The 15,562-nt window shown below is 35.9% G+C and carries 19 protein-coding genes and 1 tRNA gene; 11 read left to right on the top strand and 9 right to left on the bottom strand.

The features are described from left to right. Positions 1 to 50 precede the first annotated feature (50 nt). The 4 genes from nqrE (at position 51) to ES676_RS02120 (ending at position 3,619) form a co-directional block, all read left to right on the top strand. Positions 51 to 779: an NADH:ubiquinone reductase (Na(+)-transporting) subunit E gene (gene nqrE, locus ES676_RS02135; protein WP_148368392.1), complete on the top strand. Its 729-nt coding sequence runs from the start codon at positions 51 to 53 to the stop codon at positions 777 to 779. Positions 780 to 781: 2 nt separating this feature from the next. Continuing rightward, positions 782 to 2,089 (top strand): NADH:ubiquinone reductase (Na(+)-transporting) subunit F, encoded by a 1,308-nt coding sequence (gene nqrF, locus ES676_RS02130; protein ID WP_148368391.1) that lies wholly within the window; start codon positions 782 to 784, stop codon positions 2,087 to 2,089. A 119-nt stretch (positions 2,090 to 2,208) separates the two neighbouring features. Beyond that, positions 2,209 to 2,586: a Na(+)-translocating NADH-quinone reductase subunit F gene (locus ES676_RS02125; RefSeq protein WP_148368390.1), complete on the top strand. Its 378-nt coding sequence runs from the start codon at positions 2,209 to 2,211 to the stop codon at positions 2,584 to 2,586. Between the two features lie 49 nt (positions 2,587 to 2,635). Further along, positions 2,636 to 3,619, top strand: coding sequence for an FAD:protein FMN transferase (locus ES676_RS02120; RefSeq protein WP_148368389.1), 984 nt, complete (start codon positions 2,636 to 2,638; stop codon positions 3,617 to 3,619). A gap of 259 nt (positions 3,620 to 3,878) precedes the next feature. Here the strand turns inward: ES676_RS02120 and ES676_RS02115 are convergent, their stop codons facing one another. The 3 genes from ES676_RS02115 to map are packed head-to-tail and all read right to left on the bottom strand — an operon-like array spanning position 3,879 to position 6,287. Further along, positions 3,879 to 4,655 carry a class I SAM-dependent methyltransferase gene (locus ES676_RS02115; protein ID WP_148368388.1) on the bottom strand — a complete coding sequence of 259 codons (777 nt, stop codon included), beginning with the start codon at positions 4,653 to 4,655 and terminating at the stop codon, positions 3,879 to 3,881. A gap of 11 nt (positions 4,656 to 4,666) precedes the next feature. Further along, positions 4,667 to 5,455, bottom strand: coding sequence for a DUF3050 domain-containing protein (locus ES676_RS02110; RefSeq protein WP_148368387.1), 789 nt, complete (start codon positions 5,453 to 5,455; stop codon positions 4,667 to 4,669). Between the two features lie 13 nt (positions 5,456 to 5,468). Beyond that, on the bottom strand, positions 5,469 to 6,287 hold the full coding sequence (gene map, locus ES676_RS02105; RefSeq protein WP_148368545.1) for a type I methionyl aminopeptidase: 819 nt from the start codon (positions 6,285 to 6,287) through the stop codon (positions 5,469 to 5,471). Between the two features lie 124 nt (positions 6,288 to 6,411). Between map and ES676_RS02100 the strand changes: the two genes are divergently transcribed. Then, complete coding sequence (locus ES676_RS02100; RefSeq protein ID WP_148368386.1) at positions 6,412 to 7,683, top strand: acetyl-CoA hydrolase/transferase family protein; 1,272 nt, start codon at positions 6,412 to 6,414, stop codon at positions 7,681 to 7,683. Here the strand turns inward: ES676_RS02100 and ES676_RS02095 are convergent, their stop codons facing one another. The 3 genes from ES676_RS02095 to ES676_RS14610 form a co-directional block, all read right to left on the bottom strand. Continuing rightward, a complete protein-coding gene (locus ES676_RS02095) occupies positions 7,684 to 8,088 on the bottom strand; it encodes a BT0820 family HAD-type phosphatase (RefSeq protein ID WP_148368544.1) in 405 nt (134 codons plus the stop codon). A gap of 31 nt (positions 8,089 to 8,119) precedes the next feature. Further along, the gene (gene gpmI, locus ES676_RS02090) at positions 8,120 to 9,637 is read right to left on the bottom strand and encodes a 2,3-bisphosphoglycerate-independent phosphoglycerate mutase (RefSeq protein WP_148368385.1); all 1,518 of its coding nucleotides are present in this window, start codon (positions 9,635 to 9,637) and stop codon (positions 8,120 to 8,122) included. Between the two features lie 210 nt (positions 9,638 to 9,847). Further along, complete coding sequence (locus tag ES676_RS14610; protein WP_170234406.1) at positions 9,848 to 9,997, bottom strand: hypothetical protein; 150 nt, start codon at positions 9,995 to 9,997, stop codon at positions 9,848 to 9,850. Here ES676_RS14610 and ES676_RS15225 point away from each other — a divergent pair. Beyond that, positions 9,981 to 10,196, top strand: a complete 216-nt coding sequence (locus ES676_RS15225; RefSeq protein ID WP_170234405.1) for an ankyrin repeat domain-containing protein — start codon at positions 9,981 to 9,983, stop codon at positions 10,194 to 10,196. The two genes, ES676_RS14610 and ES676_RS15225, sit on opposite strands and share 17 nt — an antisense overlap. 127 nt (positions 10,197 to 10,323) lie before the next feature. Here the strand turns inward: ES676_RS15225 and ES676_RS02080 are convergent, their stop codons facing one another. Both ES676_RS02080 and ES676_RS02075 read right to left on the bottom strand, forming a co-directional pair. Then, the gene (locus tag ES676_RS02080) at positions 10,324 to 11,097 is read right to left on the bottom strand and encodes a M48 family metalloprotease (protein ID WP_148368384.1); all 774 of its coding nucleotides are present in this window, start codon (positions 11,095 to 11,097) and stop codon (positions 10,324 to 10,326) included. A gap of 27 nt (positions 11,098 to 11,124) precedes the next feature. Next, positions 11,125 to 11,847 (bottom strand): M15 family metallopeptidase, encoded by a 723-nt coding sequence (locus ES676_RS02075; RefSeq protein WP_148368383.1) that lies wholly within the window; start codon positions 11,845 to 11,847, stop codon positions 11,125 to 11,127. A gap of 129 nt (positions 11,848 to 11,976) precedes the next feature. Here ES676_RS02075 and ES676_RS02070 point away from each other — a divergent pair, with 129 nt between their 5' ends. Then, entirely contained in the window at positions 11,977 to 12,402 is a 426-nt protein-coding gene (locus ES676_RS02070) for a GNAT family N-acetyltransferase (RefSeq protein ID WP_148368382.1), read from the top strand. A 50-nt stretch (positions 12,403 to 12,452) separates the two neighbouring features. Next, positions 12,453 to 12,525, top strand: a tRNA-Gly gene (locus ES676_RS02065). Between the two features lie 29 nt (positions 12,526 to 12,554). Here ES676_RS02065 and pepE read toward each other — a convergent pair. Next, entirely contained in the window at positions 12,555 to 13,262 is a 708-nt protein-coding gene (pepE, locus tag ES676_RS02060) for a dipeptidase PepE (protein ID WP_148368381.1), read from the bottom strand. A gap of 107 nt (positions 13,263 to 13,369) precedes the next feature. Here pepE and ES676_RS02055 point away from each other — a divergent pair, with 107 nt between their 5' ends. From ES676_RS02055 to ES676_RS02045, 3 genes are all read left to right on the top strand, one after another. Beyond that, complete coding sequence (locus tag ES676_RS02055; RefSeq protein WP_148368380.1) at positions 13,370 to 14,200, top strand: carboxypeptidase-like regulatory domain-containing protein; 831 nt, start codon at positions 13,370 to 13,372, stop codon at positions 14,198 to 14,200. 69 nt (positions 14,201 to 14,269) lie between these two features. Next, positions 14,270 to 14,983 (top strand): hypothetical protein, encoded by a 714-nt coding sequence (locus ES676_RS02050; RefSeq protein ID WP_170234404.1) that lies wholly within the window; start codon positions 14,270 to 14,272, stop codon positions 14,981 to 14,983. 60 nt (positions 14,984 to 15,043) lie between these two features. Further along, positions 15,044 to 15,544 carry a DUF6702 family protein gene (locus ES676_RS02045; protein WP_148368378.1) on the top strand — a complete coding sequence of 167 codons (501 nt, stop codon included), beginning with the start codon at positions 15,044 to 15,046 and terminating at the stop codon, positions 15,542 to 15,544. The last annotated feature ends 18 nt before the right edge of the window (positions 15,545 to 15,562 follow it).

Genomic DNA, 15,562 nt, shown 5'->3' with positions numbered 1-15,562 from the left:
TTGAGTTCGTGTTAGAAATAACAACAACAAAAACTAAAAAATAAAAGACAATGATAGAACACATAGAATTATTTTTTAAGTCAATTTTTATTGACAATATGGTGTTTGCGGTATTCTTAGGTATGTGCTCATATTTAGCAGTATCTAAAAAGGTTGCAACAGCAGTTGGTTTAGGAGCTGCGGTAATATTCGTATTGGCTATTACAGTACCCTTAAACTGGTTATTAGATCAGTATTTATTACAACCTGGCGCTTTAAAATGGCTAGGTCCAGAATATGCAGATTTCGATTTAAGCTTCTTATCTTTCATAATGTTTATTGCAACCATTGCAACAATGGTGCAATTAGTAGAGATTGTAGTAGAGAAATTTTCACCATCGTTATATAACTCATTAGGTATTTTCTTACCACTTATTGCCGTTAACTGTGCCATCTTAGGGGGGTCTTTGTTTATGCAAGCTCGTGAAATAGAAACGCTAGGGTTAGCACTTAATTACGGAGTGTCTTCTGGAATTGGTTGGTTTTTGGCCATTCTTGCTATTGCAGCCATCCGTGAGAAAATTAGATATAGTAATGTGCCTGCACCATTAAGAGGTTTAGGAATTACTTTTATTATAACGGGATTAATGGGTATTGGTTTCTTAAGTTTTGGTGGAATGTTAACAGGAGGTGATGAAGAAGGAGAACCATCAACAGAACCAGAACCAACCTCTCAGGTAGAACAAATTGAAACTGAAAAATCAGTAGAATTAGCCAATAACACTAAGATAATAGAATAATTATGATTTTAGCAGCAGGAACAACAGGAACAATAATAGCTACCGTAGCAGCGTTTTTATTAATTACCCTAATACTAGTTAGTTTATTATTATTCGTAAAACAAAAATTATCACCTTCTGGTCCAGTAACCATTAAGATAAACGGTGAAAAAGAAATTGAAGTGGCGTCGGGTGGTACATTGCTATCTACATTAAGTGCGCAGAAAATATTCTTACCATCGGCTTGTGGTGGTGGTGGAACGTGTATTCAATGTGAATGTCATGTAATGTCTGGTGGTGGTGAAGCGCTGCCAACAGAAACACCGCACTTTTCAAGAAAAGAATTAAAAGATGGTGCTCGTTTATCTTGTCAGGTAAAAGTGAAACAAGATATGGAGATTACCATTCCAGAAGAAGTTTTTGGAATTAAAAAATGGGAAGCTACCGTAGTACGTAACTATAATGTTGCTTCCTTTATTAAAGAATTCGTGGTACAAATACCTGAAGATATGGGGTATAAAGCGGGAGGATATATTCAAATTGAAATTCCGCCGTGTGAGGTAAATTTCTCAGAAATGGATATTACGGCACACCCTGAAGAACACGATACGCCAGACAAATTCCAAGCAGAATGGGAGAAGTTTAAATTATGGCCTCTAGTAATGAAAAACACTGAGACTGTAGAACGCGCCTATTCAATGGCCTCGTATCCTGCAGAAGGACGTGAGGTTATGCTTAATGTGCGTATAGCAACACCGCCTTTCGATAGAGTTAAAGGAGGTTGGGCCGATATTAATCCAGGTGTGGCATCGTCTTACATCTTTAACCAAAAGAAAGGGGATAAAGTAACTATCTCTGGACCTTACGGTGAATTCTTTATTAACGAAAGCGAATCAGAAATGCTTTATGTTGGTGGTGGTGCAGGAATGGCGCCTATGCGTTCTCACTTATACCACTTGTTCAAAACCTTAAAAACAGGTCGTAAAGTAACGTACTGGTATGGAGGACGTTCTAAAAGAGAATTATTCTATATGGAACACTTTAAAGAATTAGAAAGAGATTTTCCAAACTTTAAATTCTATCTGGCGCTTTCTGAGCCGGCCGAAGAAGATAACTGGAAAGTAAAAGAAAACATTGATGCTCCAGGGGATGGTTTCGTAGGATTTATTCACAATTGTGTAATAGACAATTATTTAAACCACCATGAAACACCTGAAGATATAGAGCTTTACTTCTGTGGACCGCCATTAATGAACAAAGCCGTTCAGAAAATGGGTGAAGATTTCGGTATGCCAGACGAGAATATAAGATTTGATGATTTTGGAGGATAATCCTTTTAAAATGCAATACAGAAAAACCCAACACGATCGTGTTGGGTTTTTTTATACAAATGATTTAGATTTTTGTATTTTTGTTGTTCAATAATTTACATTTAAAAGCCCTGTTATAAATGAGTAAAGCACTTACAAAACAAGAATTGCATAATCTTGCAATGAACCACGTAGGAAAGGATTTAGAGAAACGAGGGTTCGAATTTATAGCCATAAATAGCAAATTAAAAAAGCATCCGCAGTTTGTCTGTATAGACGCTAATAGCCAATACTTTTTTGTGATAGTTAAAGCGGTAATTTTACCAGAGAATCCTAATAATTACGATGTGATCTGGATGGAATCCTTTAAGAAACACGCTAGTGAAAAGGAGGCCAAAGTTTTATATGCAGGTGTAGGGCTAGCCAATCCTAAGGGGGACGACTTACCTGTCTATTTAAATGAAGATTATTTAATTGAATACAATGGTATTCAGTTTATAGACACACATTTAAATTAAATATCGCGCAGTAAAACTCACCTTTCATTGACTTTAAATAAATTTTAAAATGAAAAAATCAGTCGTACTTATAGTCTTTTTAATTGTGCTTTCGGCGTGTACAAAAGAACCGGTTAACACAAAAATAAGTGGCGGAGTATTCGGTACATTTTATGAAGTAACGTATCATTCTGAAGGCAACGAAAAATACAATACGCAATTTGATAGTCTTTTTGCTGTCATTAATAGATCAATGTCTAATTATCAACCGGATTCCGATATTTCAAAATTAAACCGTCACGAAATTGATGTAGTAGATGATCATTTTGTAAACGTGTTTGTGGGTGCGAAACAGATTTTTAAAGATACTAAGGGCGTTTTCGACCCTACTATTGGTATACTCGTCAATGCTTGGAATTTTGGTTCTGAAAAGAATTTGAAGCCATTAGATAGCGTTAAAGTAGATAGTTTAATGCAGTACGTTGGTTTTAATAGATTGTTATTAAGTGGCAATACCATTAGAGAGAGTTACCCACGCCCTTATATCGATTTTAATGCAATTGCTAAAGGCTATGCTGTAGATGTTATTGGAGATTTTTTAGTTAGTAAAAACATTCAAAATTTTATGGTTAATATTGGGGGTGAATTAGTAGCGCGAGGAAGTAATGTTGAAAGTAAAAAAGGATGGACCGTGGGTATCGAAAATCCTAATTACGATGGTTCTCAAACGTTCGATAAAGTCTTTGTATTGAAAGATGAAGCAATGGCGACTTCTGGAACTTATAGAAAGTTTAAAACAGACGAAAACGGAAACAAATACGCCCATATTATTAATACTAAAACGGGGTATCCCACAAAAACGAAGATTCTTAGTGCTTCAGTGATTACTAAAAACTGTATGTTAGCCGATGGTTACGCAACAGCGTTACAAGCGATGGGAGTTGAGGGCGTGAAACAATTTATGGCACGACATAAAGAGTTAAAAGGATATATCATCTTCGAAAATGAAAATAAGGAATACGAATCTTTAGGATTTAATAATTTTCCCGAGTAAGAGTTATTAGCTAAGAAAAAGGAATAATACGATGACGTATTCGAATCTTTATGGCGGTAAAACCTTTAGCGATGGTCTGTTTTACTCCGTTTTATGGTTCTATCTCGGCTTTGGAAATTATAGTTTGATTGAGCTTTTTAGCGGCCCGTTAATTCGTAGGCAAGCAAAATAGTATCATTCTAGAGTCGTTTAACGTTAAACAGACTTGTAAGGGCTGTTAATGATATGTCTTTTACATCAAGTAACTAAGCGTACTTCATTATTTAGCCTCTGGTTTATAAACTACAGGAATAATTTCGCCTTTTGCTAAGCAATATTTGGTTATATCCTCTGGCGATAGCATTGCAGTATAATCTACCTCTTCAACAGTAAAACCTATGCGTCGTAGTTTATTAAAATAATCGCGACCGTACACGCGTACGTGGTCATATTGCCCAAATAGTCTAGCGCGTTCGGCTTTATCTGTTATCGTGTCGTCTTCAAAAGTCGTTTCGCGATGTAATTCTTGAGGGATTTGAAAAACACCATAACCGCCAGGTTTCATCACGCGATATAATTCTTGCATTGCTTTAGTATCGTTGGGAATATGTTCTAACACATGATTGCATAAAACAATATCATAGCTATTATTTTCAAAGGGTAAATTACAGATGTCTGCTTTTACATCGGCGATAGGGGATTCTAAATCGGTGGTGGTATAGTTTAAGTTTTTTAAGGCGCGAAAACGTTTAAAAAAACACTGTTCTGGAGCAAAATGAAGAACGCTTTTGTGTGCTGAGAAAAAATCGGTTTCTTCTTTTAAATAGAGCCATAGAAGTCGGTGGCGCTCTAAACTTAACGTTGAAGGTGATAACACATTGTTTCTTTGGTTACCATAGCCATAAGGTAAAAAGGTTCTAAATCCTTCACCATCTATAGGGTCGAAAAAAGAATCTCCTTTTAGAAAGAAAGCTAAAAACGGACGAACAGTATAACTTAACCTAATTAAAAAAGGTCGCGGTAGAAAGTTTAAAAAGAATTTGAATAGGTTTTTCAATGTAAAAAAGGCTATGCTGTTTTGTCGTGACGAGAAATTATAAGGCTGTTTATGGTATCCCATAATTGTATTCTAGATCTTAACGCGGCTTTAGCCACCGCTAAAACGTCATCCCATTTTTTAGAGTCTTCACCACACAATTCGGTTATCATTTTTAAAGATAACGGGCCGTGATTATCGCCATCAACTTCTATATGTCGGTGTAAATAATAACTGAGTTTACTATACGGATTAGCGTTATTCTCTTTTTCAGATTGCGCTATAATTTGCAAAAACATATCAGGTATTAAATCTTCGCGACCAAAAGTAAAAGCTGCGGCAATTTTATGTGCTTCATTAGTGCTTATTACTTCAAAAGTATGGGTTACAAAAGCTTTCGTGTCGGTATGTATATCAATGCTATTTAAAGCGTCTTCAACCGAGGCGCCATTTTTTAAATGGGCAATTAAAGCATCAATAGGTAGTGTGTTTGCCTTAATTTGCTGCATCGCATCGAGATATATTTCAAAATGACTTTGTGGCTCATTATACTCGTTAACATCACTCTCTTCTCCTAAAACAATTTCGTTTATAAACTGAGAAATTGTAGGATTGCTTACAGGAATCCAAGGTAAAGTTACCGTTGTTAACTGTATTTGAAGCGCTTTTAACAGAGACATAAAATCCCAAACTGCATAAACGTGCTGCTCCATAAAGATTTTTACGTCTTCAATGGAGCTCAGGTTTTTATAAAGTTTATGCTCCTTTAGCTCTTTTTTAAGAGGCGCTAATTCGGTTTCAATGCGAGCAATAGTATTCATTCTAAAATAATAATTATAGTACGAAGGGAATTTGTCTAAATTCGTCTTCTTCCGTAGATGTGATGCCTAAGGCGTCATAAACATAGGCGAAAGTCGAAAGCAATTCTGGTTTGCCGTCTACAATTGCGACATCGTGTTCAAAGTGAGCGCTTGCTTTACCGTCTAAGGTAGTAATAGTCCAACCGTCGTTATGTTGTTTTATGCTTTGCGTACCTAAGTTAATCATTGGTTCTATGGCTACGACCATTCCATCTACAAACTTTTTACCACGACCACGTTTTCCGTAGTTAGGCATTTCAGGATCTTCATGCATTTTTCTGCCTAACCCGTGTCCTACGAGTTCGCGCACGACACCGTAACCGTGATCTTCGCAATACTTTTGAATAGCATAACCAACATCACCAACGCGATTTCCTCTTTTTAACTCCCTAATACCAAGGTATAACGATTCTTTGGTAACTTGTAACAGTTTTTCGATTTCTGGCGCAATCTCTCCAATAGCAAAGGTGTAAGCATGATCGCCATAAAAACCGTTTTTTACTGCACCACAATCTATAGAAATAATATCTCCTTCTGCTAACGGTGTGTTATTCGGAATACCATGTACGACTTGCGAGTTCGGACTCATACACAAGGTATTTGGGAAATCGTACAGCCCTAAAAACCCAGGTATTGCACCTTGATCTCTAATGCATTCTTCGGCAATTTTATCTAATTCTAAAGTGGTTACTCCAGGCTTTACAGCTTTGGCGACTTCTCCCAAAGTTTTAGAGACAATTAATGCGCTTTCTCGCAGTAATTCGATTTCTTCTCTTGTTTTAACTATTATCATGTGCATAAAAAATTATATGCAAATATAATAAATTTAAAGCGCTATATAATGTTTATGGAATATGACTTTTGGCAGTTTTTAAATGCTTAAATTTTGCGATATTTGTAGAACTAAAATTTCCATTATGTATACATCAGTATCGGCAGAAGAAGCAGTAAAAATTGTAAAGTCTAATAATAAAATTTATATCCAAGCCGCGGCAGCTGCACCTCAACTTTTAATTCAGGCGTTAACCAATAGACACGAAGAATTAAGAAATGTACAAATATGTCAATTACATACAGAAGGAGAGGCACCGTATGCAAACCCAGAATTACGAGATAGTTTTCACGTTAATTCTTTTTTCATAGGCAAAAATGTGCGCCATACACTAAAAGCAGGAAATGGATCATATACTCCTGTATTTTTAAGTGAAGTACCTCTATTATTTAAACGGAATATAATTGATTTACAAGTTGCTTTAATTCACGTTTCGGTGCCCGATCAACACGGGTATTGCTCGCTAGGCGTTTCAGTGGAAGCTACGTTGGCAGCTATTGATAATGCCGATTACGTAATTGCGCAAGTGAATAAGCAAATGCCTAGAACCCACGGCGCAGGGATTATCCATATCGCAGAAATTAATGCGTTTGTAGAATGCGACATACCACTGCCAGTACATACTATTGTAGAGCCTACGATTATTGAAAACCAAATAGGAAACCACGTGGCGAGTTTAATTGAAGACAGAAGTACTCTGCAAATGGGGATTGGAAATATTCCTAATGCGGTGTTATCGCGATTAATTAACCATAAAGATTTAGGATTACATACCGAAATGTTCTCGGACGGTGTGATTGATTTGATTTTAAAAAACGTTATTAACTGCAACTATAAAGGCGTGAATAGAGGGCGAGCCTTGGCTACTTTTTTAATTGGCTCTAAGCGACTTTACGATTATGTAGACGATAATCCGTTTATAGAAATGCGCGCCTCTAACTATACAAACGACGTGTCTATTATTAGGCAAAATCCTAAAATGGTAGCCATAAACTCTGCTATTGAAGTCGATTTAACAGGGCAAGTCTGCGCCGATTCTATCGGTTCTAAAATGTATTCTGGCGTAGGCGGGCAAATGGATTTTATTCGAGGGGCTTCCTTAAGTGACGGAGGGAAAGCCATAATAGCCTTGCCTTCAACTACAAAATCGGGTATCAGTCGTATTGTGCCAAGTTTAAAGCCTGGTGCGGGAGTCGTGACGACAAGAGCACACGTGCATTATGTGGTTACCGAATATGGTATAGCAAATTTATATGGTAAAACCATTCAAGAGCGTGTAAAAGCGTTAGTTAATATTGCACATCCAGACCATAAAGAAATCATAGATAAGCAGTATTTTGAGTTGTCGAGAGGGTAATTATTTTTTCAGAAATGAAAATAACCCCTTCTTTTTAGGTTGTGGAAGTTGTGGAGCGTCGTTAGTGAGCATCTGATAGACTTCACCCCAGCCTAAAACACCACCAATATTACGATCGTCAATAAATAAATCTGCATGAATTTTCCGACTTACTGAAGCCGTGTACTCTTCTTCCGGATAGCTATTATTAACGGCATAAAAGGTAACACCGTTGTCGCTACAAAAGGCAACGGCTTCCTCTAATTTTTTACTAGATCTGTAGGTCCATAAAATTAAACGGTGTCCGTCTTTTTGAAGTCGTTTTAGAGTTTCAAAAACAAATAATCTTGGCGTTCCAATACCCGGATAGCCATCTTCTACAATAGTTCCATCAAAATCTACGGCTATTATCAATCCTTTTTTCATCATAACAATACAGTTTTACTCTAAATCGGGGTTAAATTAAAGAATGTTGGGTCATCGCTTTTGGTTGTTCTATGCCCATCAATTTTAAAATAGTTGGTGCGATATCTCCTAAAATACCGTCTTTAATTGTGGTTAATTCATTGTCTATTAGAAGTACCGGAACCGGGTTTGTAGTATGCGCTGTATTTGGCGATCCGTCTGGGTTTATCATCGTTTCACAATTACCATGATCGGCAATTAAAAGCGTTGTGTAGCCATTTGTTAAAGCCGTGGTAATTACTTTTTCTACACAAGTATCTACAGCCTCGCACGCTTTTATTGCAGCGTCCATTACGCCGGTATGGCCCACCATATCACCATTAGCGAAATTTAAGCATACGAAATCTGGCGCTTGTTTTTCTAATTCTGGTACTAAAGCTTCGGTTAATTCGAAAGCGCTCATTTCTGGTTTTAAATCGTAAGTGGCTACTTTTGGAGAGTGTTTTAATATACGCGTTTCTCCTAGGAATGGTGTTTCCCTCCCGCCGGAAAAGAAAAAAGTAACGTGAGGATATTTTTCAGTCTCAGCAATTCTAATTTGCTTTTTATTCTCTTTCTCTAAAACCTCTCCTAAAGTTTCAGTAATATTATCTTTATTAAAAACAACGTGTAAATTTTTAAAATTCTGGTCGTAGTTCGTTAACGTAACATAATGTAAATTTAATTTATGCATATCGAATTCAGGAAAATCGCGTTGTGATAAAGCATCTGTAAGTTGGCGACCGCGATCGGTTCTAAAATTAAAAAAGATAACCACATCTTCATCTGCAATAGTTGCTAACGGTGTATTGTTTTCATCTACCATTACAATGGGTTTTATAAACTCGTCTGTAATACCGTTGTTGTAACTCTTTTGAATGCTTTTTACAGCGTTTATAGAATGTTCGCCGTCTGCATTTACCAAAGCGTCGTAAGCTAATTTTACGCGTTCCCAGCGGTGGTCTCTATCCATAGCATAATAGCGACCAATTATAGTTGCTATTTTAGCGTGTTTGTTAGTGGTGTAATTTTGCAAATCTTCAATAAAATGTTTTCCCGATTTTGGGTCGACATCTCTACCATCGGTAAACGCGTGAATAAAGGTGTTTTTAAGACCTGAATTTTCGGCAACCTCCAGCAATCCTTTTAAGTGATTAATATGTGAGTGCACACCGCCATCGCTAACGAGTCCTAAAAAATGAACTGCTTTGTTGTTTTCTTTAGCATACTGAAACGCATTAAGTAAAACCGGCTCTAAAGCCAATGTTTGCTTCTCTACAGCTACATTTATTTTTGCTAAATCTTGATACACAATGCGGCCCGCTCCTAAATTCATATGGCCTACTTCGCTATTTCCCATTTGACCTTCTGGTAAACCCACATGTAAACCGTCCGTGCGAAGTTGTGCATGCGGATATTTGGAGTATAAGCTGTCTATAAAAGGAGTGTTAGCGTGGTCTATAGCAGATACTTTTGGGTCTGGAGATTTACCCCACCCGTCAAGAATCATTAAAATAACTTTTTTGTTCATTATTTTCAAAAATTTAGCTGTTCGCAAAGGTACTGAAGTTTGTTAAAACAATGTAGAATACTCCTTTAAAAACTAGCGTTATACTGTGTTTTAAAAACAGTTTGGGGTTGTGCTTAGCTGACTATTGACTGCTAAAAAAGAGATTTATGCTTACTGTAACAGATTTACAAGAGTGTTGACTTTATAATATATCAATAAATACATTAATCATCAATCAAAATCATTTATTATAAAAATATCAATCCTCATTTCCGCAATTGTATTCGTTTTCTCTTTCGTTACCGTTACTGCAAAATCCATCGCACTTGTTGTAAATAATAACAACATAGAAACTGTTTTTAACGTGAATTCTTTTTGCATATTTATTGTAAAAGGCGACGTAGAAACAGTTGTTAAATTATTAGTTAGAGGGAATATATCAATCAAAAAAGGGGATGGAATGACGCCGGTAATGTACGCTGCTAAATACAATAGAGTTGAAATTTCAAAACGTTTTATTGAAAAAGGAGCGGCGTTAAATACAGAATCAAGCAAGGGGTATACGGCGAGAGTATGCTAATATGCACGGAGCAGATGCCGTGAAAACGGTGCTTAACGACGCGTTAAACGATTATAATTAACAATAATTATTTTAGTTTTTTTTATGCAGTTATCTTACCATTTGGTAGTAGAAAGTTACTAAGAAATTAATTATTATTCCTATATTTTTCTATCGATGCTCTAATATTTTCGACGCGGTTATCTGGATCTGGGTGCGAACTTTGAAACTCAGGAACCCTATTTGAACCTCCAGCCGCTTTTAAAATGGCCATAACTTTAATCATTTCCTCCGGGTTATAACCCGCTTTCATCATAAAACGCACCCCTAAATCGTCACTTTCTAATTCGTCGCCACGTCCGTTTTTAAGTAATATGCCGTTTCCACCTTGAGCGATTAGTCCGCCAATTTCATTGCCAACAGAACTCCCGGCCGACGATAGGCCTTGCCAAAGGTCTGAGTTTGCAATGCGTTCTGCAGAGTGTTTCCCTAACACGTGACCAATTTCGTGACCTAAAACCCCTGCCAATTGGTCTTCGGTTTCTAATTGTGAATATAAAGCGTAGGTAATAAAAATTTGACCGCCCGGTAAAGCAAAAGCATTAATCGTAGAATTATCGGCGAGTAAATGAAATTCGTACTGGTAAGGTGTTTCTTGCGCAATACTGTTATTCACTAATTTCCTGCCTACTTCATCTACCAGTGCTTGCATTTCTTCGTTTGGGTATAGACCACCGTACTGTTGCGCCATTTGTTCGCGACTCGCCAAACCCATTGCTATTTCTTGATCTACCGTCATAGAAATTGCTTGTTTTTTTCCTGTATAAGGATTTGTTTCTTGTCTGCTCAAATATTGGAACAACGCAAAAGCAGCAATTACGACTCCAATTATTATTCTACCTTTTAATCCGCCTCTTCTCATAATACATTACTTTTTTGACGTTTAAATTTACAAAAGTTCTGGATTTATATCTAAAATATTTTCCGAGAGGTACTTTTTTATAAAGGGTTCATCAAAATAATCGCTTCCTAAAAGCCCTTCAGATTTTAATAATTTTGAAATATCAAGCTTACCATAGGCCTCTAAATAAGGTTTAGAAAGGGGTTTGTAGCTATAATGCCATGGCTCGTATTTAAAGCCTTTTCGTTGGTAGAGGTCGGTGTAAACTAAATAAAAGCCATAGCGTTCAGCGTTGCTATCCATCCAGTCTTTAAGTTTGCAGTAAACCCCATTGCCGTGATAATTTTTGGGTTGCAAAATGCGCGCAGGTCTTGCTACGCTGGTATCGTAAATATCGATATCGGTACCCCAATGGTGTCGCGAAGTGCCTGGAATAGTTGAGTATTCGATAATTTTAGCAATACTTTCTTTAGGTGAAAGTCCTTGAGAAATAAAGGTGTTATATTTTCTATTCCAAATACGTTTTTGATGATTAAAATTGCGGTAGCTAGAAACAGCCGAAATTGTAATGCCTTCTTTTAAAGCTTCCGCTTTAAGTTTTAAAAAGGCTTGGTATGCTTCTTCTCTAATAGAATAACCGTTTCCAAATAGGGTAGGAGTTCCTTTTCCTATTAACTCTTCATCTGAAATAGTGTGTTGGCCGTTACTTTCTTTAGGAGTAAATGCCATTATTAATAAAAGAATGCATAAGAGATGTTTTAGTTTTTTCATTGTTTAAAAATATCAATTTAAGAAGTGATTTTATGTCAATACTTACGCTTAAAATAGTCTAGTTAGACTTCAGCGTAAAAAATATGTCTACAATTCAAAATTAATTACTTTTGAGGAAAAAACGTGACTATGTCTATTTCATTTAAAATAATACCCGCCAACGATATTTTTATAATCATCCCTTTTCTGCAGAAATTGTCTAATAATGCAAATTCTGAGGCTGTTTTACAAGAGCGACTTTTAGAAATGGTAACTCAGAATTACGAGTGTTTGGGTGTTTATAAAGACGATAAACTAATAGGAATCTGTGGTTTATGGTTTATGACGCGTCATTATGTAGGGAAATCTGTTGAGATAGACCACATTTATATTTGTGAAAAATTTCAGGGTCAAGGTATAGGTAAAATAGTAATGAAATGGGTCGATAATTATGCGCAATCTAAAGGGTGCAAAGCTTCAGAGCTAAATACTTACGTTCAAAATTACCCATCGCACAAATTTTACTACAATCAAGGCTATGAAATACTCGGATATCATTTTTTAAAGAAATTTTAAAAATTACTTGTTAATAACTGAAATGTTTAAGTATCTTTGCACTCGGAAACGCGAGAGTAGCTCAGTTGGTAGAGCGTCAGCCTTCCAAGCTGAATGTCGCCGGTTCGAACCCGGTCTCTCGCTCTAAAGCCTCATCTCACGATGAGGCTTTTTTATTTTATGTCTTTTAAAGATGTTCCGGTTTCAATTTCAAACGGAGTTTTTTTGTATTCAAAAATAATCGCTTTTAAGGGGCCTTTTAAAAGCATAGTGTCTCCTTTTATTTCAATCCAACTTCCTTCTCTTAATCCCACAACAGGGGGCGTATTGTAATGATGAAATTCTTTAATTCGCGTTTCGCGGGTTTCACCCATATGTGTATTGCCGCCGATAGGGTCTAAATAATGCGGATTTATATTGAAGGGCACAAAACCCAATGTTTTAAAACTTGGCGGGTACACAATAGGCATATCGTTTGTCGTGCTCATTGTTAAACCGCAAATATTGCTTCCCGCACTTGTGCCTAAATACGGCGTTCCCTTTAAAACGACCTCCTTTAGGGTGTTTATACAGTTGCTTTTATATAATTGACTAACTAAAACAAAGGTGTTTCCTCCACCAACGTAAATGCCTTTTGCTTCTTGAAGCGCTTCTGTTGGCGATTCAAATTCGTGAATGCCAACTACTTTTTTGTTTATTTTATTGAATACTAGTTGTATGTTATTAGTGTATTCTTCGTGAGATATGCCGCCAGGCCTTGCATACGGAATAAATAATATAGTATCTGTATTTTTATATAACTCTGTGAGGGCGTCTAAAATGTAATCTAAAGGTGCGCCACCAAACACGGTAGACGTACTCGCAATAATTAAATGTTTCATAGATGTTAATAGCGTTAAAGATTGATTTGTATTAAGAAATTATTGTAAATTTAGGCAAAGCATATATTTAACAAAAGTTTAAAAGTGTTTTAAATTTATATTTAGATATGAAAACCTTTATTTACGTTACTAAACCATTCCAAATGAAGCGCTTTTTACTTTTTACAGCATTTTTATGTTGTGTTACTACCTTTTATGCGCAAGAACCAGAACGTGTCCAGGTTTTGGGTAATATATATGTCGATGTCGATGATTTAGAAAATGTTACTATTTTTAACGCGTCGACGAATACAGGGGTTATTACCAATGCCGATGGTGAATTTAAAATTAGTGTGGGTTTAAACGACGAAATTCAAGTCTCTGCCCTGCAATTAAAACCGTTTAAAACTAAAATAACCGCGGCGGTCATCGCGTCAAAAAGCCTGAAAATATATTTAGTGGAACAAATAAATAGTTTAGCGGAGGTGATTTTATTACCCTATGATTTAACCGGTAATTTAGAAACCGATGTAGCTAATGTTAAATTAGTGACTCCAATTGTATTTAGTTTTGGTAGTTTTGAAAATTTCGATATGCCAGATGATAAGTATTCGGCCGTTGAAAATAGTGCCATAAATCAAGGTCAAATACGCTACCAAGCTGATGCTATCGCTATTTTGGGAGCTTTAGTGGGGTTGTTATTTAAAAACAAGAAACACGATACAAGTAATTTTAAAGACCCCAGGCTAGAAACCCCTATTTCTAAATGGGCAGATGCCTTTCCAAAAAGCTATTATATAGAAAATTATAATATTCCTGTACATAGGGTCTCCGATTTCATTTCTTTTTTAGAATCTCAAGATGGCCCTGAAATATTACTAACGGATAGTAACGAATTTCAACGGGTCGCTTATTTACACAAACAAAGCGAATTATTTTTAAAAGCGACAGGTGAATAAAGTTACATACTTGTTTTCCATTCTTATACTATTTACGCTCAAGGGCAAAAACTAGTTATTGATGGCGAAGTGTTTTCAGAAGATAGTGATGCTATTGAAGGTCTTCACGTTATAAATACCACACAAAATCAAAACACGACTACAGACGCTAATGGGAAATTTACCATTGAAGTTGCTGTAAATGACCAATTGGAAATCAGTTCTATTCAATATAAAAAAGTAACCTTAGTAATTACAGAAACACATCTTAAAAACAAACGTATTGTACTCTATTTAGAAATCGAAGTCAATGCATTAGCTGAAGTAAAATTAGGAAATACATTATCTGGCAACTTATACGATGATATTGCGAACTCGAAAGCTAAAAAACCTATAGATTTTTACGATGTCGGTATTCCAGGTTATAAAGGAAAAAGAAAAACAAAGAGCGAACGACTACTGCAGGAAGCTGGAGATTTTAAACCAGGTATGCTTATCGGGATTCTTGTGCTTTCTGTACCAATAAACCCAATACTAAATGGGTTATCTGGAAGAACAAAAAGGCTTAAACAACGAGTCGCACTAGAGGCAAATACAGAAGCTATGCAAAAATTAATAGCTAAATTGGGAGCCGCTTTCTTTAATGATTACCCGTTAGAGACTTCACGTAGAATGGATTTTTTCTATTTCTGTGCTGAAGATGAAAATTTTAATAACCATATCGGCGGAGGCAATATTGAAATGTTCGATTTTGTGATTGAAAAATATAAAGAGTATCAAAAAAATCTTAATCTTAAAGAATAACAGACTTTGGGAATACGTTTTGAAACTAATGGTTAAATTTGTAATTGAAATTTTTTAACTATGAATACTCTAAAAAAAATAGCACTACTCTTAATTTTACCTTTACTGGCGTTTACGGCTGCACACAAATATTACGTTAGCGTTACCCAAATCGATTATCTCGAAGAGCAAGAATCGGTACAAATTATTACGCGAATCTTTATCGATGATTTTGAGAATGTTTTACGCCAACGTTACGATGCATCATTGGTTTTGAACGATAATATAGACAATGCGCTAATGGATAATTATATCGAAAAATATGTGTTGTCCCGTATTCAAATTAGTATTAACAATTCTCCAGTCACTATTAAATATCTGGGAAAAAAATATACCGATGATATTGTAAACTGTTATTTAGAAATTAGTAATGTCAAGAATATTAAAAGTTTCGAAATTAAAAACGAGGTGTTGTTTGATATTTTTCCAGATCAAAAAAATATTGTACGAACACATATCAATTCAAAAAATAAATCCTTTATTCTCATTCCCCAAAAGGATAAAGGTTTGTTAAAGTTTTAACAAACCTTAAGCCTTGAT

The sequence above is a fragment of the Bizionia saleffrena genome, assembly GCF_008086175.1.
GTDB classification, from domain to species: domain Bacteria; phylum Bacteroidota; class Bacteroidia; order Flavobacteriales; family Flavobacteriaceae; genus Bizionia; species Bizionia saleffrena.
This window is presented reverse-complemented; position numbering and strand designations above follow the sequence as displayed.